The following is a 23,908-nucleotide window of genomic DNA, read 5'->3' as shown; positions in this document are numbered from 1 at the left end:
TAATTATTTAGTCCCTGTGATTTGGGAATTTTTATTTATGTTCATCAATCTTAACGTAATTGTAACCTATTTTTGTGTTGTGAGGAATCCCGGCAAGGGCGATCGCTCGTCTGAGGTGGTGGAAACCGAACTGCCCTGAAAGCCGTCAGGAGATGGGAGTGTTTTACTAAGGAGTCACATATAGCATAAATTAAAAATTGTCAAGCCTTTAGTCGAAGCAATCTTGAGGGGGCGGACTCCTGATAAGATATCCGATCGAGACAGTCACTTGAATAATTCTGTAAATTTAGATAATCAAAGTCACTGACCTCCGTCCTTGGGCCGGAGGCTTGAAAGAGGAAGATTCACCACCTTCTTAATTCAGGACTAAAAAAGTGTCTAGCCAATTACTGAACCGCCTGGGAGTGGTATCCCGTCAGACGTTAAGAATGCCTCCCTAGTTTTTAACCTCTCTGGTTGTCAGTGGCGAAGGGAAATATACACCTAGAAATAGGACTTACCGTAAATGTTTGTCCCCGTTGTAAACAGTGAAAACAGACCGTTAATGCCGACTACTCCGGGGCGTGCAAAGCGTTGGATCGAGTCAGGTAAAGCAACACCATTTTTTCGGAAAGGGATATTTTGTGTTCGACTTAATGTAGAACCTTTAAGCCACAACTATCAACCAATTGCAGTTGGTATTGACCCAGGTAGTAAGCGTGAAGGATTTACCGTTAAATCCAGGTCGCATACTTACTTAAACATCCAAACCCATGCAATTGATTGGGTAAAAGACCATGTTGAGGTGAGACGTAATATGCGGCGGGCAAGACGCTTTCGCAATACTCCCTGTCGTCAAAAGCGTGCTAATCGGCTAGTCAACAAAACCCGCATTCCTCCATCGACCGCATCGCGGTGGCAATGGAAGTTAAGGGTAGCCAACTGGCTAATCAATGTGTTTCCCATATCAGCTTTTGTCGTGGAGGACATCAAAGCCCGTACCTGGAAAAACGGACAAAAGTGGAATGTTTCGTTCAGTCCCCTAGAGGTAGGCAAGCACTGGTTCTATTCTGAACTCAGAAAAATTGCTCATCTTGAGACTAAATCTGGAAACGATACCTACGAACTGCGACAAAGTTTAGGACTAAAGAAGTCAAAGCAAAAGCTGTCAAAAAAGTTTGAGGCTCATTGTGTCGATTCGTGGGTATTAGCTAATGGGTATGTCGGAGGACATATCCAGCCCGATAACACCAAGCTAATAGAGGTAATCCCTCTTGAATTCCACCGACGACAACTACATCGCTTACAACATTCCGCTGGTCACATTCGCACCCGATACGGCGGAACTTTAAGTGCTCTTTTTAAGCGCGGTTCAATCGTTAAACACCCTAAATATGGGTTCTGTTATGTCGGTGGTTGGCAAGAGTCTCCAACAAAGAAAGACCCACGCCGGAAAACAATTAGTTTGCACAGTTTAAATACTGGCAAACGGCTAACTCAAAACGCAGTGCCTACGGATTGCAAGTTTTTGTCTTACAACTCGTGGCGCTCCGTGCAAATAGATTTGTAAAGCCGTCCTAAAAGGACGGGGTTTCTCACCCAATTTTCTGATGAAGTGCAATATTTGTGATTCTCCAACAAACAGCTTGGCTGTGGCTACGGTACTAAAAAAATATAACGTTGAGTATTTTCAATGCTCAAATTGTGGATTTGTTCAAACCGAGGAACCGTACTGGCTTGAGGAGGCTTATTCAGAAGCCATAGCTAGCAGCGACGTGGGAATGTTATCGAGAAGCACGATGTTCTCCACCGCAGCCAATAATATTATTTTTAATTTGTTTAATCACCGCGCTAATTTTTTAGACTACGGGGGCGGCTACGGTGTATTTGTTCGGATGATGAGAGATTTAGGATTTAATTTCTCATGGCATGATAAATATTGCAAAAATATATTTGCACAAGGATTTGAGGCTGACAAAAATAGCACATTACCCTACGAATTAGTAACAGCATTTGAAGTATTTGAGCATTTTGTTAACCCGCTGTCGGAGATCGAAAAAATCTTCAAATATTCTCGCAATATTTTATTCAGTACCAGATTGCTGCCAGCCAACAATCCCCAGCCCAGCGAATGGTGGTACTATGCCCTAGATGAAGGTCAGCACATTTCTATTTATACCACCAAGGCACTGTCTATAATTGCCGAAAAATTTAATTTAAATTTTTACTCTAACGGCGATTATTTGCACCTCTTGACAGAAAAGGAAATCCCGCATCAACTTTTTCAAAGCTTATCATATTGCCAAGAGCCGGAATTGAAAAAAGCCTCATTACTCCAAGAGGATTACGAGTCAGCTCTGAGAAAAATTGCAGACACAGAGAACCGCAAATCAATGAGAACTCCAGCAGCCCTATCTCCTGAAAATTTAAAAAAGATTGTGATTGACGGCGTATTTTATCAGCTTAACAGCACCGGCATTGGTCGCGTCTGGACATCGCTGCTAGAAAATTGGGCAGAAAATGGTTTTGCTAAACAAATTATAGTTCTTGACAGAGCGGGAACCGCCCCCAAAATTCCCGGCATCCAGTACCGGAATGTAGCCCGCTACGACTACAGCCAAACCGATGCAGACCGCCAAATGCTACAGCAAATCTGCGATGAAGAAAAAGCCGATTTATTTATTTCTACTTACTACACGACACCAATTTCAACGCCATCAGTATTCATGGCCTATGACATGATTCCAGAGTTGATGGGACAAAATCTTGCTCATTCCGAGTGGAGAGAAAAGCATTGCGGTATCCGTCACGCCTCAGCCTACATCGCCATTTCCGAAAATACAGCCCGCGATTTAGTTAAGGTTTTTCCGCAGATATCCTCAGCTTCTGTAGCTGTAGCGCACTGCGGAATAGACGCCAATTTCTCGCCAGCCGATAGAGAAGAAATCGCAGCTTTCAAGTCAAAGTACAGCATTGCTAAACCCTATTTTCTTTTGGTAGGCGAGAGGGTAGGCTGGCATGGTTACAAGAATGGGATATTATTTTTCAAAGCCTTTTCTCAACTTGCCAATAAGTTTGACTTTGATATAGTCTGCACAGGCGGAAAACCTGTATTAGAACCCGATCTGCAATTGTATTGTTCTGGAATCACTGTCCGCACGCTGCAACTAAGCGATAGCGAATTGAGAGTTGCTTATTCGGGTGCTGCGGTATTAGTTTATCCGTCGAAATATGAAGGCTTTGGGTTACCAGTCATCGAGGCTATGGCTTGCGGTTGTCCAGTCATCACTTGTCCAAACGGTTCGATTCCGGAAGTAGCAGGAAAAGCAGCGGTTTATGTAGATGCCGATGATGTCGGCGGGCTTGTCAATGCTTTGCGGGAAATACAGAAGCCTGCTGTTCGCAATTCATTAATTGCGGCGGGGCTAGAGCAAGCTAAGAAGTTTTCCTGGTCGAAAATGGCTGCAACTGTTAGCTCAGTTTTGGTTCAAGTAGCTGAGCGTTCCGCTCAACCGCAAGCCGATTCAGCCTTACAGAGCGAATTATCGAATTATGACACATCGCAGCCTGTCCCGTCAGCTTTCAAAGTATCTGCGATCGTTTCTACCTACAACTCAGAAAAATTTATTCGCGGCTGCTTGGAAGACTTGGTAAACCAAACGCTTTACCAAAAAGGCGAACTAGAAATCATTGTCATTGACAGCAATTCCGAACAGAACGAAGGAGATATCGCACGGGAGTTTCAAGCAAAATATCCCAACATAATCTATTTGCGTATCCCAGAGCGAGAAACAATTTATGGCGCTTGGAATCGAGGAATCGAGATGTCGCGGGGCAGATACATTACTAATGCTAACGCTGACGACAGACACCGCCCCGACGCATTGGAAATCATGGCTAATTATTTGGACTCTCAACCAGAAACTGCTCTGGTTTACGGCGATCAATTAATTACGAATGTTGTTAATGATACCTGGGTTGCGACGCAAGCTCAAACGCGGTGGAATTGGCCGGACTTTTCCTATGGGGAACTGGAACGACGCTGCATCGTGGGTTCTGGGCCAATGTGGAGAAAATCGCTACACGAAAAACACGGCTATTTCCGAGCAGAATTGACTGCGGCTGGCGATTACGAATTTTGGTTGCGGGTGGGAAAAACCGAAAAGATGTGCCGCATCTCGGAAATAATTGGGCTTTACTACCACAACGAGCAAGGTTTAGAACATGGTTCAGGGCGATCGCAACAAGAAACGCTTAAGATATGGAATGAATACGGCATCATCCGCCGAGGTATCAAACCCATCACTACCGTCCCCGTTGCCATCTCTGTATCACAGCTAAACGCCATGCCCTACCGCACGCCCGAAACAGCACTTGTCAGCATCATCATCCCCTGCTACAACCACGCCAATCTACTCAGAGAAGCTGTTGAAAGTGTTGTCAATCAAACCTATCAAAATTGGGAGTGCATCATTGTCAACGACGGTAGCACCGACGATACCAGCAACTTCGCCAATTATTTAATTCAATTATATCCTCAAAAAGCGCTGCGCCTCATCGACAAACCCAACACGGGGCCCGCTGATTCCAGAAATATTGGTGTTCAGCAATCGTCAGGAAAGTTTGTTTTATTTCTAGATGCCGATGATAAAATTCATCCCAAATTTCTAGAGGAGTGCGTTGAAGTTTTATCCGCGAAACCGGAGGTGGGTTTTGTCTATACAGATGTGCAGCACTTCGGAGCAAACTGCGATTTAGTTATCCACGGGGATTTTGACCCCAATAAATTTTTGAGAGACAATCAAGCCCCGGCAACTTCCTTATTTAGAAGAGAAATTTACGAGCAAGTAGGCGGCTTGAAAAAAGTGATGAAGCTGGGATGCGAAGATTGGGAATTTTGGATTTCTGCCTATGAAAAAGGCTGGTTAGGCGATCGTTTGCCTCAGCCTTATCTCTACTACAGGCAACACGGCGACGGCTCTAGCAGAACCCAAAAAATGGCCGCAGAACGCGCCAAATTAGACTTGATGAGGGCTACAATTGTTCGCCTGCACTCTCAACTTTACAAACCTGAAGAAGTGCGTTGGTCAGAAAAAGTTTTGCAACAACACGGTAACTTAATTGGTGATGAATTAGCTCAAGTTAATACACCCGAACAGTCTTTAGCTTCCCTTCCCCAACACCTGGGAGAGTATCAAAAAGACCAAACTAATCAAGTTGCTCTCACTCACATCCGCCAACTGCGCCGACAACTTGCCGATTATTTTGTGAATCTGCCCGCAGAGCAACTAGAAACTGCCTATTCCGGTGAGGCAGGTAAGGCACATCAAATGCTGCTAAATAGTACAATCAAATATGAAGCAATAACAGATACTGAACAGAGTTTAATCGGTCAACTGGAAACACATCTATCCCAGGGAATTAAAACTCTAAAAGATGTTAGCTACTTACTAGCAGCCTCTCTTTACCGTCGTGCCGATCAGTTATTGCTAAAGTATGAAAATGCAGCTATACCCAATTGGTTTGTCAACGACTATCTCAAGTTTATGTTTGCCGCGCCGACGCTCTTTCAAGAACTAGGAGAGGCTGACAATTATTGCCGCTACGTTCAGGGATGGGTTAGTTACGTACACCGCAATATATTCCAAAACCAGAATTCACAAATTTGGCAGGAAATTGCCTGGTTTTTCACTCAAACCGCTAACTTTATCCCTTTGTATTTCAATAGCGAAAATCTCAAGCAAGTTTACACCAAACGGGCAGAAATTATTGAATTTGCGATGAAAAATCGCGGGGCTGCCATTGATTGCATTTTTCCGGCGAGGCCTGCAAACAGACAGAAAATTCGCGTCGGAGTTCTGACTAAGCATTTCGGGGCGATGACGGAAACTTTCGCGACTTTGCCTGCTTTTGAGTATCTGAATCGAGAACAGTTTGAAATTATTTTGTATGCTATCAATTTGGATGGTAATAAATTAGAACAGTATTGCCAGAGTCGCGCGGATAGGTTGGTGCAATTGCCGAGTAATTTGCCGAGTCAAGTTCAGACTATCCGCGCTGATGACTTAGATATTCTGTTGGTTGCTACGAATATTACTGCTGTCACTCATCCGATTAGTTTGCTGGCGCAGCATCGATTGGCGCGGGTACAAACTACTTGTTTTAATTCTCCTGTGACTACGGGAATGCGCCACGTTGACTATTATATTGCTGGCAAGTTGATGGAACCTGCCATTGAGGGACGCACGCACTATCGCGAGGAATTAGCCACTGTTGACGGTTTGGGTTGCTGTTTTAGCTATACCCTCGAACCCTATACTCCTAATCTTCAAATGACTAGAAATAGTCTGGGGATTTCTGAGGAATCGGTTGTGTTTATTTCCAGCGCTAATTTGTATAAGTTGGTGCCGGAGTTAAGGGAAACTTGGGCGAAGATTTTGGCTGCTGTTCCTAATTCCATACTGTTTTTAATGCCTTTTGGCCCTAGCTGGACTAATTATTATCCTGGGGCGGCTTTTGTTAATAATATGCAAGGGATTTTGGCGAAGTATGGGGTTGAGAGTCAGCGTTTGCGGGTGGTGAAGGCTTTGCCAAATCGTGCGGATGTCAAGGAAGTTTTGAAGTTGGGTGATGTTTATTTGGATTCTTACCCCTATGCGGGGACTACTTCTCTGGTGGATCCTCTGGAGGTGGGATTGCCAACTGTTGTTAGGGATGGTGATACTTTACGATCGCGCATGGGAGCGGCAGTGGTACGATCGCTCTTGATGCCCGATTTAATCGCCCATGACGAGGCATCCTACATTCAGCTAGCCGTCAATCTCGCCACAAACCCGCAACTGCGGCAGCAAAAACGCCAGGAAATTGTGCAAAAAATGCAAGCCAATCCCGCCTGTTTTGACAGTGTGGCATACTCGGGGGCGATCGCAAAACTATTTCAAGAACTATTTAGCAACTGGCAAAAAAGCCACCTAGAAGCCTCCCGCAGCTTGCAGAATAGCATTCCCAAACAGCCAGACTTGGGTGAGAAACTCTTGCATAACGTCCAGCTTTACCAAAGAAACTCATCAAACATCTCAGCAATATCCGAACTCCGCCAAATCCGCAAACAAATCGCTGATTTCTGGCTAAACGTTCCCACCGAAAACCTGGAAGCCACCTATAAAAGTGCTGCCGGAAAAAGCTATCAAATGCTGCTGCACAGCTACTTTCAACATCAAGCGATGATGGAAGGCGAACAAATATTTTTGCAGCAATTAACGCAGATTAGCAAAGGATTAGTGCATCCTAAAGCTGTCAACGCCTTGCTCGCAGCAATGCTGTATTTCCCGCCGGGAACCATGCGGATTCCCGACGCTCGCAACCGCTTGCCACACTGGTTAATCGGCGATTACAAACAAGTTTTTGAAACAGAAGATACCGTCGAGAAGGAGTCAAGTTCTGACTTACTCGCTCAATACATTCAATCGCCACAATTTGTAAATCAACTATTAGGATGCGTCAATCTTTACCGGATCGATCCGTCAGACGAATCGGTAGTTTTGGAACTCCGCCAAATCCGCAAACAACTGGCTGATTTTTGGCTGATTGTTCCCACAGAAAAACTAGAAAATGTTTACCGAGGGGAAGTTCGCAAAGCATATCAAGCAATACTTAACTGCGGCTTGCAAGCACAATCAATGACTGAAGCCGAACACAACTTTTTGCAGCAAGTAACCGAAATTAGCAAAGGGTTAGTGCATCCTCAAGCTATCAATGCTTTGCTGGGTGGAATGCTGTACTTTGTACCAGGAAAAATGCGGGTTTCCGACCCTCGCACCCGCTTGCCACAGTGGTTGATAGACGATTACGAAAAAATCTTTGAAATCCCATTCGCGGACAATCAACAAACGATTGTCAACCAAGATTATCTCCCGCAGTTTCTCAATCAATTAACTGCTGCCCTGAATCTTTATGAAATCGAACCGACGGCGGAAATGGTAATAGCAGATTTGCGGGAAATTCGCAAACAAATTGCTGACTTGTGGCTGAAGGTTTCCGGCGAACAACTTGAACTTTTGTACCGGAGCGATTTGGGTAAAGGTTACAAGGCAATGCTCGGGAGTGGGTTTGTTAACGATCCGCTTACTGATACTGAACGTACTGTTTTGAATGCGTTGGTGGGTGAGTTGAGTAAAGGGTTTGGAATGCCTCAAGCTGTGAATTATTTGTTGGCGGCGAGGCTGTTTTGTCGCGCTGGACAGTTGCAAGTTCAGGATGCGGATAGTTGTTTACCTGAATGGTTGTTTGAAGATTACGAGCAGTTTGTTGGGGGTGCGGTTCAGGTGGCTGTGAAGTAAACAGTTGACAGTTGACAGTTGACAGTTGACAGTTTGAGAGCGAACTCTACCTAGAAAGAAGAGGATTTGAGTAATGAATAGTCTGATTTTAATTTATCCCTCAAAGGCGGGCGGGCTTTCAACCAATTCTTTCTGGTAATATCAAATCCGATTGCATCATCCTGTATTCATCTCTATCTTCTCTCTCTGTGCCCTGTGCGCTCTAGAAAAGTTAAATCATTCCGATACAACCGGAAATGATATAAACTGACATAACGCAGACTGGGGCGCATACCACCCAGCCTTATCTGGCGCAATTAATTAGGCAATTCTAACTTGATTTTTAAGGGTAAAAAAATGCTTAAAATTTACAGAAACGGTGCAAATGGAGAAATAATTCGGGGTCAAGGGCTGTCGGCATTTATACACAATCACAACTACTATGAAACTATCATCGGAGTTTTTGAGGATGGTACGATTGATTGTTGGGGATTAGTTGACTTTGAGGAATTCAAAACCAAAGTTGCTGAGGGATGGGTTGTTACCCAAGTTCCCAAGGGTGCGAGGATAAGCTGTCACCATCTCTATTATGGAAACTCGACTTTAGAGTTTTATATAGAGATTGATGAGTTTGTCAAAGAAGTGGAAGATACCATAAACCTGCTTCAGGGCAAGCAAACAGTTGCAAAGACTTGTGTTGAAGCCTTTGCTAGATTCCTAACCTTGCCAACACCAGACAATAAAAGTAGCTTGCGAGAAGCTTACGATGCTATTCCCAAACATCTGAGAATTTATGTTCTTGGCGATATGGATTTTAAAGATTCTGCTATCTTAATATGTATCGATGAAGATACGGAAGTTTCTCAGGAAAGTATCGAAAGCTTTAAGAGGCAATATGAATGGATTTGGGAACGGTTAAATTAAGCGAATATGTGTATATAGTTATGTTTGACTGTCTTTCCTCGTTCCCAGGATTTGCCTGGGAACCAGTTAAAAACTATCGCTGTTGCACTGAAACCCCAACCAATCTTGGAGAGATTGCTCCAGTCGCTCAGCATCAGAATCTGCTAATATGCCAATCTTCCTTACAACTAAGCTTTCATGTACTGTATGCAAACCTCGCTTGACTGCTGTAGCCACATTTAACCCTGCTGCTGACCATTCAGTGAGTATGAACTCACCCTCAATTAAGGATGCAGTTTTGCTTGTCAATGGCACAATCATAATCTCTTGAGATACGTGTGGCGAACTCACAACAATTGCTACTCTTACCTTAGAACTAGACAAGTTTGAAAAGGGATATCTAACCAAAATTATGTCATTTTTAGAGTAACTGGGCATAGATATCATCCTCAGTATTATCCCAAACTGTATCTAGTGATGTTTGACTGGCTTGAAGCCAAAACTCAGTTTCTTCATCAGGTAAGAGTGTTACTAATACTTTTGCCCCTTCGGGTAACTCTGATAACTCTAGCAGTTCAATTTTTCCTTGTCGAACAGTAGCCCAAAGTGTTTTCAGCATATCCACCTCATAAACTGTGCTTTACGCAATTTGCAGATTTTTGATACATTGTCGCACAATTACAACCTAAGACACATAGATCGAGGAAGTATTTAAGCCTGACTTAGGATTAATTCAACACGAGTTCTGGATGTTGTGGCTCAAACAAAGGGCGTGTTACCTGGCGCAGCAGCACTGTTTCTAAACTGCCTTCTACTACATCTGCTGCTTCTATTTCTAATTCTCCCCACAAAAATCGATCGCCCTGAGCAGGCATTCTACCAAAAGTATGGATCGCGAATCCGGCGATTGTTTGGTACGCTTGGTTGGTTGGCAGGTTTAACCCGAGTTTTTCGTTAACTGCTGTTACTTCCCAGACGCCGGAAATTAGGGCTGAATGAGCGTCTTTTTCAGTGAGAGTTGGTTCGGAAGCTGGTAGCAGCGATTCTGACTGTTTACTGGTAATCCAACCTGTCAGCATCCGTACCGTACCGTTGAGAACTGCTAGCAGCGGCCAGAGTATTTTCGAGCAGACTTCCAGGGCGGGCATCAGTAACAAAGCTGTGCGTTCTGGGGCGTGGGTTGCTAATACTTTGGGGATGAGTTCTCCTAATACTATCTCGATGTATGTAACGAAGATGAATGCTACGGGAACTGCGATCGAATGCGCCGTCAGCATCGCGGGAAAATGACCGATCGGCAATTTGTCGATCCAGGGCTCGATCCAGTGTACAGTCGCACCCTCGCCCAACCATCCCAACAGCAGACTTCCGGCTGTTGTGCCTGTTTGAGTCACCGACAGGTAATGCGGTATGTTGTTCTGCGCTAGATGGACGAGTTCGGCGGTTTTCGCGTTTGGGCGATCGCGCAACTGGGCGAGTTGGCGGATTTGATGGCGATCGGCTGATACTAATGCTAGTTCTGACGCCACAAAAAACGCGATTAAAAGTGTTAAGCCCAGCAACATTGCTAACCTCAACAGTGTTTCGGCGACTTCTATTTCCAGACAAGTAAGGTTATTCAAGATAGATATCTAATCTGATAGATGTTTAGGTTAATCATTTCATCTTAGCTTGCAATTCAGATAGATTGACGGCTCCACATATCGGATATCCGCACTACGGGTCTTCGTAAGGTGTGCATTGCACACCCTACAAATAGATAAAAAAAGCAATTTGCCATCCATAAATCTATCTTCTGGCCGACGAGAAAAAACTCATAACATATTACGATTTATTGGTGAAAGACAAGTATAAGGAAACCAAAGGTCGTGAACTTAAAAACAGTCGTATCACTGCTAAAACAAACTTTTACTGAATGGCAAGAAGATAAAGCACCAACCCTAGCCGCCGCCCTAGCTTATTACACAGTTTTCTCCCTCGCCCCGCTGCTAATTATCGTAATTGCGATCGTCGGTTTAGTCTTTGGTGCAGATGCAGCCCAAGGTCAAATCGTCGCCCAACTTCAAAGTTTAATCGGCAAAGATGGCGCTCAAACTGTCCAAGAACTAATCCTTAAAGCTTCCGAACCCAAGTCGGGAATGATTGCTACTATAGTTGGTCTCGCTACACTTTTGTGGGGCGCTTCCAACGTATTTACTAACCTCAAAGAAGCTCTCAATACTATTTGGAATGTTTCACCGCCTCCGGGACGCGGCATTTGGGGATTTTTGCAAGACCGCGTATTGTCTTTTGCGATGATTTTAGGCATCGGCTTTCTATTGTTAGTATCTTTAGTAATTAGCGCCGTTTTAGCAGCCGTCAGCTTTTGGTTGAACGGCTTGCTGCAATTACCAGTCAATATTTGGCAGATTGTGGATTTTGGGATCTCCTTTGGTGTAGTTACGCTGCTGTTTGCCTTGATTTACAAACTTTTGCCCGATGTCGATCTTGCTTGGAATGATGTGTGGATCGGCGCCGCCATCACCTCAGTCCTGTTTACGATCGGCAAATCGCTAATAGGAGTTTACCTGGGAGGTAGCGGTATTGCCTCTACCTACGGTGCTGCGGGATCGTTCGTAATTATCCTGCTTTGGATTAATTATTCCGCTCAAATTCTGTTCTTAGGTGCCGAGTTTACCCAAGTTTGGGCTAACCGATACGGCTCTCGAATGCGAGGTTCGCGAAATAATACCCTGCACAGTGAAAAGGGGGAATCCTCCACACGCAAACATCGAAAAAATTCTTAATATTTGACAATTGGGAAATTTGAGGTTAAAGTCTATCCCCGGCTTTGATAAAAGCAAGAGCGAAGCAGCCAGAAAGCGGAAGGCGGAAGGAAAGAAAAATTTTGAAGGCAATAATTTATCTTTCTCTTCGAGCGCCATGTCAAATTCTGTCTTTGGGAAGATTTACTTCTGCTTTCTCCACAGTTCAAATTATTTATCGCGACAGGTGAAAATTTTACCTCCGACTGACGGGATCGGCTCGAACAGCAAGCTGAAAGCTGGTTCGAGTTTGACAACTGCTCAAATCCGGGAAATTCTTTTCACCCTCGTTCATTTCCATTTAGATTATCTAGAGTTTTAGCTGCTGCTGGTCTCTGTCAGCAGAAGGAAGTCGTTTGTCAATTTTTCCAGTGAAATTATCCCTGAGGGATGATTTATCGATCGCCTATTTTGACTTTAATAACAATTAGCAGCTACATTTCATTCCCCGCGCAGTAGCCAAAATCGCACATTAATCGGCTGCATTTTTTTAAAATTTTGGTAAACAATCATGATTTCATTAACAAAAAAACGCATCGCCCTGATCTCGGTGCACGGCGATCCGGCTGTGGAAATTGGCAAAGAAGAAGCGGGCGGGCAAAACGTTTACGTGCGTCAAGTAGGAGAATCTTTGGCGAAACAAGGATGGCAAGTTGATATGTTCACCCGCTCATCCGATCGCCAACAAGCAAGGATTGTCCAGCACAGCCCCAATTGCCGGACAATTCGCCTAGTAGCAGGGCCGCAAGAATTTATTCCCCGCGACGAACTTTACGGATATTTGCCAATTTTTGTTCGCGAATTTCAGAAGTTTCAGTTAGAGTCAGGCTTTCAATATCCCTTAGTTCACACGAATTACTGGCTGTCTTCTTGGGTGGGAATGGAGTTGAAAAAATCCCAACCCCTGCGACAAGTTCATACTTACCATTCTTTGGCAGCAGTTAAATACAAGTCGGTTGCGACTATTCCGATGATTGCCAAAACCAGGCTGCAAGTAGAAAAAACTCTTCTGGAAACAGCCGATCGCGTGGTGGCTACCAGTCCCCAAGAAAAAGAACACATGAGGTCTCTGGTGTCCTCAAAAGGCAATATAGACCTCATTCCCTGCGGTACCGACACTCAGCAGTTTGGGTCGATCGCCCGATCGGCAGCCCGCCGCCAGTTGGGAATAGCCCCCGAAACCAAAGTCGTGCTGTACGTCGGTCGTTTTGACCCCCGCAAGGGCATCGAAACCTTAGTCCGCGCCGTCAGTCTGTCGGCGCTGCGGCGCAAAGGGGATTTAAAACTAATTATCGGCGGTGGCTGGCGCGAGGGGGAATGCGACGGCAAAGAGCGCGATCGAATCGGCAGCATCGTGGAAGAATTAGGCTTAAGCGACATTACCAGCTTTCCCGGCGGTTTGAGCCGAGAGATTCTCCCCGCCTACTACGCAGCCGCCGATGTCTGCGTGGTTCCCAGCCATTACGAACCCTTCGGTTTAGTCGCCATTGAAGCGATGGCCTGCGGCACGCCCGTAGTCGCCTCCGACGTGGGAGGGCTCAAATATACCGTATTGCCGCGAGAAACCGGTTTGCTGGCGCCTGTGAAAAATGAAGCAGCCTTTGCAAGTGCGATCGATCGGCTGTTAGTTGACTCAGCATGGCGCCAGCAACTCGGACAAGCAGGCAGAGTGCGCGTCCAAACCAATTTCAGTTGGGACGGTGTGGCCTCCCAACTCGGTCAACTTTACACTCAACTGCTCGAAAAATCGGCGATGAAACTTGACCCCGTGAGCGCTTAGTAGTATCACTTAGTATGGTTGAAGCCTGTTTCCCTCGATCCCTATCCATCTCATCTATAAACTGGGAACCTTCAACTAGAAGTGATATGAGGAGGTACTCTTGTACGCATCAGAACATCTGGGAAGACATCTGCTTCGTATGTCCGACCAAGAGCTAATTCGTCTGTGGGTAAACCGCAAATCTACCCCCAGCAAGCGCTTTAGCTGGCAGGCCGCCAACGGTTTTCGACTGTTTGTAGACAAACCGCTGGCACAAGTGACTCTGACAGATATCCAGACTTTCGCCGCAGCGATGAGGGCTCGCAAAGTTCCACCCCGTTTCTACAAGCAAACCTTGCTAGCTCTAAAATCGCTGTTCGCCTTCGGCCAGCAAACCGGAGTCTTGCCCGCAGCTATCCCCCTGTACGCGTGGCCGGTGCGAGAGCGCAGCCAGCAGTACAAACAACTCCGTTTGAGGCTGGGGTGGAGTTTGTGCATCTGTTTGTGCTTTTTTTTGGGTAGAATGGCCCCGAAACTCTGGGGACAAACAGTCTCGGCAGAAATGTCGCCACCTCCAAAACGCCTGACTGCCTCGGCAGAAAGCTCGCCGGCTTCGGCATCAGAAGCGTTGCCGAAAGTTGCAACTGACGAGCCACCAGACAAAAGAGATAAGAACGAGGATAACGACGATAGCATTGAGCGCGATCGGGTAAAAGCATTTCTCGACACCATCGCCAGCGCCGAAGGCACCGCTGCTGCCGATGGCTACCACACCCAGTACACAGGAACCAAATTTGCCAGTTTCAGCGACCATCCCAGAGAAATGAGATGCGGCCGCCGCTACGGCAAAAAACTCTGTTCCGACGCTGCGGGGCGGTATCAGTTTCTCAGCACAACTTGGGACAGATTCGCCAAAAAATTCGGTGTCAAGGATTTCAGTCCAGAAAATCAAGACCTAATGGCTATAGAGTTAATTCGAGAACGAGGTGCATTAGAAGATATAAAAGCGGGTCGATTGGAGCCAGCAGTCAGAAAACTCGCTTACATCTGGCCTTCTTTTCGGCGTTTTGGCGGTTCCGTGGACTCGTCGCTGCCCAAACTCGAAAAAATGTATCAGAAGAATTTGGGGATTTACCGTCCAGGATTGGTTGTTAGCAATTAGTGAATAGTCCGAGGACGAGTTACAATTTGCGATTTTGGATAGACTCTAGAGCATCCAAAATTAAAAGTTGGGGGTTATGGGTGATGTCGATTCTTTGAGAACTTAAAAATTATGCTAATTTTCCATCTTCCATGTTAACAATGCGATCGGCAATATCCAAAATACGGTTATCGTGGGTAACTAACAAAATCGTACAACCCTGCTCTCTGGCAAGTTGCTGCATCAAATTCACCACTTCCCGCCCGGATTTGCTGTCTAGGGCCGCTGTTGGTTCATCAGCCAAAACAATTTGCGGGCGACTAACTAAGGCACGGGCGATCGCAATTCTTTGTTTTTGTCCGCCCGACAAATCATCGGGATAATAGTTAACCCGTTGTTGGAGCCCAACTAATTCTAGCATTTTTGCAGAGCGATCGCGCATTTCGGCACGCGACAAATTGCCGTGAACTTCCAAACCCATTTGCACGTTTTGCAGCGCCGTCAAACTGCGGTGCAAGTTGTGGGCTTGGAAAATATAGCCAATTTTCCGCCGCCCTTTTACCAATACATCTGAACTAGCCTTGCACATCTCTTGACCGAGAATTTTGAGACTGCCAAATTGAGTTGACCGCAGTCCGCCAATCAAAGTCAAAAGCGTGGTTTTTCCGGAGCCGGAAGGCCCCGTCATCAGCACAATTTCCCCAGCATTGATTTCGAGGTTGATGTCAAAAAGTACCTGTTTTCGCAGTTGACCTTGACCGAAGTAGTGGTCGAGGTGATGCGCGGCAATTACAGGTTCAGGAATCTGTAATTTGTTAGTTGTGGGGTTGAGTGTAGTGGATTTCATGAGTTAAAGATTCGGATTTTTTTAACCACAGAGGGCGCAGAGAACGCAGAGAGAGATAAGAGAGATACGAAATGCAGATTAAAACATATCTGCTGGGTCGGCTGCTTGCAGTTTCCGAGTAGCAATGGCGCCTGAAATACTGCACATAATCATGTTTAAAATTAATATTGCAACTGCTCGCATCAGTGTCATGTACAGCGGCAGATTTGTAGCGTTACGAGTTAAGGCGTAAAGTCCGAAAGAGACTCCCAACCCTGGAAAAAAACCGATGATTGATAAAATTAGAGCTTCTTCAAAAACAATGCCGAGCAAATAAACATTCCGGTAGCCCATCGCTTTAAAAGTAGCATATTCTCCCATGTGGTCGCTGACATCGGTTGACAGAACTTGGTAAACGATAATTACTCCTACTACAAAACCCATCGCTACGCCTAAATTAAAGACAAAGCCGATCGCAGTATTTTTAGCCCAATAATTTTTCTCGAACTCGATAAATTCTTGTTTGGTCAAAACCTTGACATCCGATGGCAAATATGCTTTTAAAACTTGTTGGACTTGCAGCGAGTCAGCACCGGGTTGCAGTTGAATTAATCCGGCATTTACGCTTGCAGAATCCTGTCGGGGAAACAGGCGTAGATAATTTTGATCGCTGGTGATTAAAGCTCCGTCAGCGGCAAAAGATGCTCCAACTGTAAATAAACCGCCGATCGCAATTGTGCGCCGATCGATCTCAGTTTTAACAGATTGTCCCTGATTAATTTGGGCGATAGACCCTTGATAATCTCCCCTTGAAGCTCGGTCAAATAACACAGTATCCGGCAATTTAATCAAATTCAAATTTTTGTTGACTTCTGGCAGGTCAAATGCAGGGCGATCGGGATTAAATCCCAACACCATAATCGACGTTTCCCGCCGAGTTTCGGGATTTTTCCAGTTGGCAATTTTCACGTAAAGTGGATCGGCTGATTTCACACCAGGTACATTCATCGCCTGATATAATCTGCGCCTTGGAAAAGAAGATAAATTCAGCAAATTCCGGCCTTGGGGATTCATCAAAACTAAGTCAGTTTGCAAAGTTTGGTGCAGGCGCGTATTGCTACTGTAAAGCGCATTTTGAAATCCCAACTGCATGAACATCAAAACGTCAGCAAAGGCAATTCCTGCAACTGCAACCGCCATTCGTCCTTTGTCGTGACTCAGTTGCAGCCATCCGAGAGGAGTTCTGTTTCTTAACTGTTGTAAAGGTTTAATTAGTCCAATCATATCTCTCTTCTCTTCCTCTATTTTCTCTGCGTTCTCTGCGCTCTCTGCGGTTAAAAAATCTTAATTCTTAATTCCCGCCGATCGCCACTTTGACTTGCAAATTAGTCAATTTTGAATCGGCGATTGAAATCGCAACTACACAAACGAAGTCTGCCTCCGCAGACTCAAGAATGCTATTTAAGGCGGATTTGATTGATATTTAATTCCCGCCGATCGCAACTTTGACTTGCAAATTGGTCAATCCCGCTACTTTCTGACTGGAAGCGGCATCCAAACGCACTTTCACTTCCACAATTCGAGCATCAATATTCGCAGAAGGCTCGGTGTTAACAATGTTTTGCCGCTGCACCTGCAAACCGATGTATTCGACACTTCCCTGCAATTCCCCATTCAAAGAATCGCTAGTAATTTTGGCTGGCTGTCCAATCCGTACTTTGTCCACATCACTTTGGTAGATTTCAGCCACCGCCAGCATTTCGCGAGTTTGTCCGAGTTCGACAATGCCGTCATTTCCAACTTTTTCCCCAGGATACGTGTGAATTTTTAGGACTTGAGCATCTCTGGGAGCGCGGATGTAAGCTAGATCTAGATTGGCTTTGGCTTGTTTGGCGGCGGCTTGGGCGGAACCGACTTCGGCGGCGGCTGCTTCTATGTCAACGGGGCGCACTTCGGCGATGCGATCGAGATTTGCTTCCGCTTCGCCGATTTGCTGCTGTCGAGATTCCTGAATTTGGCTGAGTTTGGCTTGCGCTTCATTAATCTGCTGCTGGCGAGACTGCTGAATTTGATTCAGTTTGGCTTGCGCTTCATAAATTTGTTGTTGGCGAGATTGCTGAATTTGATTCAGTTTGGCTTTTCCTTCGTTGAGTTGCTGTTGGGCTGTTTCGGCGGCGAGGGTTTTGCTGTCGCTAGTTGAGGCAGAAATTGCTCCTTGTTGGTACAGTTGCGAGTAGCGTCGCTGTTCGTTTCTAGCGTTGCGGAGTTCGGCTTCTATGCGAGCAATTGCTGCTTGTTGGGTTTGAATTTCCCCTTGCTGTTCGGCCCTTAAACGAGCAATTGTGGCTTGTTGGGCTCTAATTTCGGTACTGCGATCGACTTCTAAGCGAGCAACGATCGCCTGTTGCGCTGCGATCTCGTTGCTGCGATCGGCTTCTAAGCGGGCAATACTGGCTTTCTGGGCTTGAATTTCGCCGTTTTTGGCTCCTGCTTTCACTTTTGCGAGATTTGCCTGGGCAAGGCGCACTTGTTCTTGTGCTTGATCGAAGGCTGCTTGCTGGCGATCGCGATTGTCCAAAATTGCGATCGTTTCACCTGTTTTCACTCTGTCTCCTTCTTTTACCAGGAGTCGATCGATCCTGTTTCCATCCGCCGCCCCAGAGCCCGAAACTTTAATCACTTCTCCTCTAGGTTCCAATCGCCCCAAAGCTGTCACTGTCGTTAATTGGGATGCTGCGACGGCTGCTGCTGCGGTTGCTGCATTGGGATCTGGAATGCGCGATCGCCAGATCGTGTAACCAGTAGTTCCCCCAGCCGCCAGAGTTGCTAAGGCTGCTACAACTACGAGTTGTTTAACTAAGGGTGAATTGGAAGATAAGCTTTCTGCGGTTAAGCGGTGTACCATGACACACCTCATGATTTGGGTAGGTAAAAACTAAACGGTTTAGTTTATAAATAAATACTAAACCGTTCAGTATAATGATGTCAATACCCGAAGCAAAAATTACAGAAACCAGAGATGGCAAGGACAAAACCAATCGAACCAGACGCAACATTAGGTGATAAAAGCGAGCAAATCCTGCAAGGTGCGATGCAAGAATTTTTAACCCACGGCTACGCGGGTACGAGTATGGACAAGGTAGCCAAGACGGGGGGAGTTTCCAAAGCCACGGTTTACAGCTACTTTCAAGATAAGGAGGGATTGTTCGCGGCCTTGGTGCAGTGGCTGGCGCGAAAAAAAGTCCATTTTACAATTCTGGATGAAGAACCCGCCGTAGCGCTGCGATTCATTGCCACAACTATATTGGATCAGGCGACGCACGAACCAGAATTTCTCAATTTCGTCAGGCTAGTGATTGCGGAGTCGGGGCGTTTTCCCCAGCTAGCGCAGACTTTTGTGAGAAACTTAGCTAAACCGGGTATCGATCGGCTGGCTGAATATTTAACATTGCATCCAGAGTTAAAATTGCCCGATCCTGAGGCGACGGCGCGGATTTTTATTGGCTCTCTGGTATATTTCCAGTTAACGCAGGAGATGATGCACGGTAAAGATATTATGCCCATGGATCGCGATCGAGTAATCGATGCTCTGCTGCACTTGATTTTGCGATCGCAGTCAAATTCCTAAGTGCGATCGAATGTTGATGGGAAGATGGGGCGATCGGGTTAATTTTTGAGGTTTTGAGTAGTCGCTTTCCCTCTCCCTTTTCCCCATCATTTGAGCTTTCAAACTTTGCTGTCAACGGGAGCATCTGAGTTTTGCATTTATAGTAGTGCGAGCGTCCCCGCTCGCGTATTCTACAAATCGCGAGCGGGGACGCTCGCACTATAATAATAAAAAAATGCTTTTTGCAAACCTGAGATGCTCCCGCTGTCAACTGTCAACGAAGAGGGCGGGCACTCTTGGCACCGCCCCTACAAACTGTCAACTGTCAACTAACCTTTCCCTCAATTCAGCATCCGATAGGTGTGGCAATTGTTCCACAAACAAAGTCAATTCTGCCAAAGGCAAAGCCAATAAATTAGTCACAGCCTGGGGCAGAATATCCTGCAAGTTAGTAACAAACATTTTCAATACACTTTCAGCCAACAACTTGACCGCTTCTTCCCGCCCCGATTCATCAACTGTCAGCATCGATAGTGCCAGCAACAAAACCGTAAAATCCGCAGCAAATAACTTGGATATGGGAGATAGAAAAGCAGTCATTTTGGGGCTTAATTCTCCAAATCGAACTCGCAGAATATTTTCCAATATTAACCGCTGTTGTTCTTGTCTGCCTCGTTCCAGTCCTCGTTCTAGCCCTTGTTCCAGCCCTTCTTCTAATCCTTCTTCCCTAGCTTGTTGCTGTGCAGCTTGTATTTCTTCTCGAAAAAGTGGTGCTATCGTCATAATTAACTCCCGCTCTTCTGGCTCTAATTCCTGTGGGATGTCGGTTACTAAATTTGACTGTAACCGATACAATAATTCTAGCGCGATAATCCGCAACGGATCGTTTGTGGCTAAAGCGCTCAATTGGGCGATCGCCCTTTCCTGCACTTTCCCTTTGCCCAAAATCCTCAACCACAGAGTTTCGGGAGTTTCTGGCAACTGGTGAATCACCACAATTGCCGATCGCAAAGATTCCCCCAAAAAATAGATTCCCTGCATCCAATTCTCTGTATCTGGTGTCGCATTAAAGCTATCTACCAAGGCTTTCGATGCTGTCGGTGTCAAAATCCACAGTTTGGGTAACTGAGCGTCATCATAGCGAGTATTTTCTCTTCTAAATTTTCGCTCCAATTCGCCTCGCACGTCCAATAATTTGCCCAAACAGCTACAAATTTCGCTGGCGTTTGCCGGATTGCGAAACGGCTCAAAAATAGCAGTCGTACCCGCCATTTTTCCCAACAAGCCTAGATTTTCGGAGTATTCGGGAATTGCAGTGCCAGGAGTGAAATAAACATCGATTTCTCGAACTTCGCTCGTCACATCGCGGCCGACATTCACCGTTCCTAGCGGGGAAAGCAATTCTTCCAGAAATTCTTTAGCAAAGCGATCGTGAATAAATCGCGTCATAGGAATTACGATTAACTTTATCCGTTAATAATAGCAGATGTGCGATATTTATTTACAGCAGTTCTAAGAAATATGAGGTACGTTGTTGGGCTTTAGCCCTCTTATTTTCGTTTAAGTAATATAGCATTTATGAATGATTCATATAAATTTGTAGGGTAGTGCCCCCGTACCTACGCCCTATCTATCGCGCAATCGAGTTCGGGAAGAACCCCTACAAAAGTTACACAAATAATTTAGGATTGCTATATTTATCAACGAAGTGGTAGAAGAAAGGACTGAAGTCCTAACTACAAACTTTTTTGATTTCTCGCCGATCGCGCGGGCGACAGGGTGTTCCTGTACAAACAAAGCCGGCGGGCATATTTTCAAACACGCTGCTGCGAGCTCCGATTAAGGCATTTGCACCGATCGCAACACCAGGGCCAATGAAGCAGTCAGCGGCAATCCAAACGCCGTTATTAATGATAACAGATGCTGTTATTAACCCAAAGGCTGGGTCTTGAGGGTCGTGAGAGCCGGTGCAGAGGTAACTTTTTTGGGAAATAACGCAGTGTTTGCCGATCGCAATTCTATCCAAACTGTACAATACAACATCATCTCCAATCCAACTATAATCACCAATTTCAATTTTCCAGGGATAGGTAAAACGAGCCGTAGGGCGGATAATCACCCCAGAACCTATTTTCGCGCCAAATAACCGCAACAAGCCGCTTCTGATGCTATTACAAGGATGTGGAGTGAGGGGAAATGCGATCGCCTGTACGAACCACCAAACCAAAATTAGCCAACCAGGCCTTCCGCGATCGAAATTTGACTGGTTGTACAGCCGCAAATCAATCAAAGATTCGCCTGTTAAAATATTTGGTTGGTTGTCGCCAATTGGACGATCGTTTATTTCAGGATTTGGCGAATTGGCGATCGGATGCGGCGGTTCCGGGTCGGGAGTTGGCGTATAATGAGTCATCTAATATTTAATTGAAAATCAAGTTTAGCTTTAAGGACTGCTGCATGACATTTCCAGTTAAGGACAATTTTAACTCTGAAAACACCAAGAATCTCGCACACAGCCAAAATCTCAATTCCAGTATTCCCAAAGTGCGACTTTTACAAACAGCTTTAATACTGCTTAGCAGCTTTTTTGTCGCAGAGTTAATCGCCGCCACGAGCTCTCACAGTTTATCCCTATTGGCAGATGCGGGTCACGTTTTATCTGATGTAGCAGCTTTAGCAATAACTTTAACAGCTACTTGGTATTCGTCACGACAAAGAAGTAAATCGGTGGATTGTGCGATCGCCCGATCGGCAATTCCCGCCCGCCCGGAAATTATTGCCGCTTTAGTTAATAGTATCAGTTTAGTAGCGATCGCCCTTTGGATTGCAGTAGAGTCGATCGCCCGCTTGCAGTCCCCAACCCCGGAAGTAGAAGGACTCCCGATGTTAATTACCGCCATTGTCGGTTTAAGCGTCAACTCAATCAATGCTTGCTGCTTGCATTCCTGCTGTCACGGCGACTTGAACCTCAAAAGCGCCTTTCTGCACGCAGTCGCCGACATATTTTCGTCGGTGGGAGTAATTTTAGCTGCGATCGCCGTAGCGTGGCTGCACTGGAATTGGGCGGACGGCTTAATTAGCTTGCTAGTATCGGTATCAATAATTTTATTAACTCTACCATTGCTGATTGAAAGTATCCAATTGCTGCTGGGAAAAGTATCGGCAATCTCCGCAATTCAAGAACCTTGCGACTGCGAAAGAGTCAGCGCCGAAAAACTCCTGTTTCCATCCCTCGAAGAACTAATCAAATGATGTCTCGACCTCTGCGTTCATCAGCGTTTATCCGCCGACATCTGCGGTTAAGATCCAAAGTATAAAAGATAGGTATACAATCAAAATAGAACAGACTAAAATCAAATCTATGTCAACTAAAGTAGAAACGGAGGAAAAAAAACAATGAATTTAGAGCAAGCAGTTTTAGATAAGTTGCGCGGATTGCCCCCAGAGAGACAGCAAGAAGTTTTAGATTTTGCTGAATTTCTTCAACAAAAAACTATGGCTAAACGACCGCTAAAGAGTGTCAAAGGATTGTGTGCTGACTTAAAAGTAGATATTACCGAAGAAGACATCGCCCAAGCCCGAAAAGAAATGTGGGGAAATTTTCCCAGGGAGATTGTTTGATACCCTCAGTCGTAGCAGATACCCATACCCTAATTTGGTACATTTTTGAACTGCCGAGATTGTCGCCAGCAGCATTAACGGCATTAGAAGAAGCGGTTAATGAGGGAAATTCGATCTACTTTTCGGCAATTACAATAGTAGAAATTTCTTACTTAATTGAGCGAGGGCGTTTGGCAGGCGAGGTGCTGACACGAGTTTTAAATGCTGCGGACGATCCAAATGTGGGGATTTTGCTAGCACCTTTGGATCGCAATATCTCGGCAACTATTCAACAAATTGACAGGGCAACGGTTCCTGATATGCCAGACAGGATTATTGCCGCCACTGCTTTATCTTTGAGTCTTCCGTTAGTCACCCGCGACGCGAAAATTCAAGCGTTAACTATTATTCAGACAATATGGTGAGTATGGGTGGAATTGACAGGGCAATCTAAGAAACCGGGTTTTTTCCGAAATCTTTCATACATCCTGTAGGGGCGGGTTCACCAACCATAATTGCGCCAAAACAAACAATCTCAAAAACCCGCCCAACCCAACTCTTGAAGTACATCAAGGGCTTTTAGAGCATCGGGATATTCTTGTAATTGGGAGCGATATTGTTCAATTTCTGATTGGGTAATGGTAGTCATTGGGATAATGGCGATCGATTAAATGAGTAATTCTTATTTTGTCATAATTATTGTACTTCTTTTGTGCAGAAACCCGGCCGTTGAAATAGCATTGATACAAACGAAGAAACCCGGCGGTTGGAAACCGCGGCTTGTCAAACGAAGAAACCCGGCGGTTGGAAACCGCGGCTATACAAACAATGTCCGCCTCCGCGGACGAAGAAACCCGGCGGTTGGAAACCGCGGCTATACAAACAATGTCCGCCTCCGCGGACGAAGAAACCCGGCGGTTGGAAACCGCGGCTATACAAACAATGTCCGCCTCCGCGGACGAAGAAACCCG

The 23,908-nt window shown here is 45.5% G+C and carries 20 protein-coding genes; 12 read left to right on the top strand and 8 right to left on the bottom strand.

Going from position 1 to position 23,908, the window contains the following annotated elements; translation table 11 throughout:
- The first annotated feature begins 505 nt into the window (after positions 1-505).
- From QZ938_RS25010 to QZ938_RS25000, 3 genes are all read left to right on the top strand, one after another.
- Positions 506-1,549 carry an RRXRR domain-containing protein gene (locus QZ938_RS25010; RefSeq protein ID WP_293353883.1) on the top strand — a complete coding sequence of 348 codons (1,044 nt, stop codon included), beginning with the start codon at positions 506-508 and terminating at the stop codon, positions 1,547-1,549.
- A gap of 40 nt (positions 1,550-1,589) precedes the next feature.
- Positions 1,590-8,318, top strand: coding sequence for a glycosyltransferase (locus QZ938_RS25005; protein WP_293353885.1), 6,729 nt, complete (start codon positions 1,590-1,592; stop codon positions 8,316-8,318).
- A 336-nt stretch (positions 8,319-8,654) separates the two neighbouring features.
- Complete coding sequence (locus tag QZ938_RS25000; protein ID WP_293353887.1) at positions 8,655-9,221, top strand: hypothetical protein; 567 nt, start codon at positions 8,655-8,657, stop codon at positions 9,219-9,221.
- A gap of 66 nt (positions 9,222-9,287) precedes the next feature.
- Here QZ938_RS25000 and QZ938_RS24995 read toward each other — a convergent pair whose 3' ends face one another.
- The 3 genes from QZ938_RS24995 to QZ938_RS24985 all read right to left on the bottom strand — a co-directional run bounded on the left by QZ938_RS24995 (position 9,288) and on the right by QZ938_RS24985 (position 10,822).
- Positions 9,288-9,638 carry a type II toxin-antitoxin system PemK/MazF family toxin gene (locus QZ938_RS24995; protein ID WP_293148014.1) on the bottom strand — a complete coding sequence of 117 codons (351 nt, stop codon included), beginning with the start codon at positions 9,636-9,638 and terminating at the stop codon, positions 9,288-9,290.
- Positions 9,622-9,819: a hypothetical protein gene (locus tag QZ938_RS24990; RefSeq protein ID WP_293148012.1), complete on the bottom strand. Its 198-nt coding sequence runs from the start codon at positions 9,817-9,819 to the stop codon at positions 9,622-9,624. The genes QZ938_RS24995 and QZ938_RS24990 overlap by 17 nt, the downstream gene beginning before the upstream one ends.
- Before the next feature lie 109 nt (positions 9,820-9,928).
- A complete protein-coding gene (locus QZ938_RS24985; RefSeq protein ID WP_293353889.1) occupies positions 9,929-10,822 on the bottom strand; it encodes a CNNM domain-containing protein in 894 nt (297 codons plus the stop codon).
- A gap of 246 nt (positions 10,823-11,068) precedes the next feature.
- Here QZ938_RS24985 and QZ938_RS24980 point away from each other — a divergent pair, with 246 nt between their 5' ends.
- The 4 genes from QZ938_RS24980 to QZ938_RS24965 all read left to right on the top strand — a co-directional run bounded on the left by QZ938_RS24980 (position 11,069) and on the right by QZ938_RS24965 (position 14,925).
- Complete coding sequence (locus tag QZ938_RS24980) at positions 11,069-11,986, top strand: YihY/virulence factor BrkB family protein (protein WP_293353891.1); 918 nt, start codon at positions 11,069-11,071, stop codon at positions 11,984-11,986.
- Positions 11,987-12,005: 19 nt separating this feature from the next.
- The gene (locus QZ938_RS24975) at positions 12,006-12,326 is read left to right on the top strand and encodes a hypothetical protein (RefSeq protein ID WP_293148006.1); all 321 of its coding nucleotides are present in this window, start codon (positions 12,006-12,008) and stop codon (positions 12,324-12,326) included.
- A 189-nt stretch (positions 12,327-12,515) separates the two neighbouring features.
- Complete coding sequence (locus QZ938_RS24970; protein WP_293353893.1) at positions 12,516-13,784, top strand: glycosyltransferase family 1 protein; 1,269 nt, start codon at positions 12,516-12,518, stop codon at positions 13,782-13,784.
- A 139-nt stretch (positions 13,785-13,923) separates the two neighbouring features.
- Positions 13,924-14,925 (top strand): glycoside hydrolase family 104 protein, encoded by a 1,002-nt coding sequence (locus QZ938_RS24965; RefSeq protein ID WP_293353895.1) that lies wholly within the window; start codon positions 13,924-13,926, stop codon positions 14,923-14,925.
- A 109-nt stretch (positions 14,926-15,034) separates the two neighbouring features.
- Here the strand turns inward: QZ938_RS24965 and QZ938_RS24960 are convergent, their stop codons facing one another.
- From QZ938_RS24960 to QZ938_RS24950, 3 genes are all read right to left on the bottom strand, one after another.
- Positions 15,035-15,751, bottom strand: a complete 717-nt coding sequence (locus QZ938_RS24960; protein WP_293353897.1) for a DevA family ABC transporter ATP-binding protein — start codon at positions 15,749-15,751, stop codon at positions 15,035-15,037.
- Positions 15,752-15,829: 78 nt separating this feature from the next.
- Positions 15,830-17,014: an ABC transporter permease DevC gene (devC, locus tag QZ938_RS24955; protein WP_293353899.1), complete on the bottom strand. Its 1,185-nt coding sequence runs from the start codon at positions 17,012-17,014 to the stop codon at positions 15,830-15,832.
- Between the two features lie 199 nt (positions 17,015-17,213).
- Complete coding sequence (locus QZ938_RS24950; protein ID WP_293353901.1) at positions 17,214-18,635, bottom strand: HlyD family efflux transporter periplasmic adaptor subunit; 1,422 nt, start codon at positions 18,633-18,635, stop codon at positions 17,214-17,216.
- Between the two features lie 114 nt (positions 18,636-18,749).
- On the opposite strand from QZ938_RS24950, the gene QZ938_RS24945 reads away from it, so the two are divergent.
- Positions 18,750-19,358, top strand: coding sequence for a TetR/AcrR family transcriptional regulator (locus QZ938_RS24945; RefSeq protein ID WP_293353903.1), 609 nt, complete (start codon positions 18,750-18,752; stop codon positions 19,356-19,358).
- A 297-nt stretch (positions 19,359-19,655) separates the two neighbouring features.
- On the opposite strand, the gene QZ938_RS24940 is transcribed toward QZ938_RS24945, so the two are convergent.
- Positions 19,656-20,786: a flagellar assembly protein H gene (locus tag QZ938_RS24940; RefSeq protein ID WP_293353905.1), complete on the bottom strand. Its 1,131-nt coding sequence runs from the start codon at positions 20,784-20,786 to the stop codon at positions 19,656-19,658.
- A gap of 283 nt (positions 20,787-21,069) precedes the next feature.
- On the bottom strand, positions 21,070-21,750 hold the full coding sequence (gene hpsU, locus QZ938_RS24935; RefSeq protein WP_293353907.1) for a hormogonium polysaccharide biosynthesis acetyltransferase HpsU: 681 nt from the start codon (positions 21,748-21,750) through the stop codon (positions 21,070-21,072).
- A gap of 44 nt (positions 21,751-21,794) precedes the next feature.
- On the opposite strand from hpsU, the gene QZ938_RS24930 reads away from it, so the two are divergent.
- From QZ938_RS24930 to QZ938_RS24915, 4 genes are all read left to right on the top strand, one after another.
- A complete protein-coding gene (locus QZ938_RS24930; RefSeq protein WP_293353909.1) occupies positions 21,795-22,589 on the top strand; it encodes a cation diffusion facilitator family transporter in 795 nt (264 codons plus the stop codon).
- Positions 22,590-22,733: 144 nt separating this feature from the next.
- Positions 22,734-22,958, top strand: coding sequence for a DUF2281 domain-containing protein (locus tag QZ938_RS24925; RefSeq protein ID WP_293147984.1), 225 nt, complete (start codon positions 22,734-22,736; stop codon positions 22,956-22,958).
- Complete coding sequence (locus QZ938_RS24920) at positions 22,955-23,362, top strand: type II toxin-antitoxin system VapC family toxin (protein WP_293147982.1); 408 nt, start codon at positions 22,955-22,957, stop codon at positions 23,360-23,362. Before QZ938_RS24925 ends, QZ938_RS24920 begins: the two co-directional genes overlap by 4 nt.
- 355 nt (positions 23,363-23,717) lie before the next feature.
- Positions 23,718-23,908 (top strand): hypothetical protein (locus tag QZ938_RS24915; protein ID WP_293353911.1); only part of this gene is annotated, 191 nt, incomplete at its 3' end.

The organism is Microcoleus sp. CAWBG27 (assembly GCF_020883145.1).
In the GTDB taxonomy this organism is placed as follows: Bacteria; Cyanobacteriota; Cyanobacteriia; order Cyanobacteriales; family Microcoleaceae; genus Microcoleus.
The sequence above is the reverse complement of the archived record's forward strand: the minus strand, read 5'-3'. Positions and strand labels throughout refer to the sequence as shown.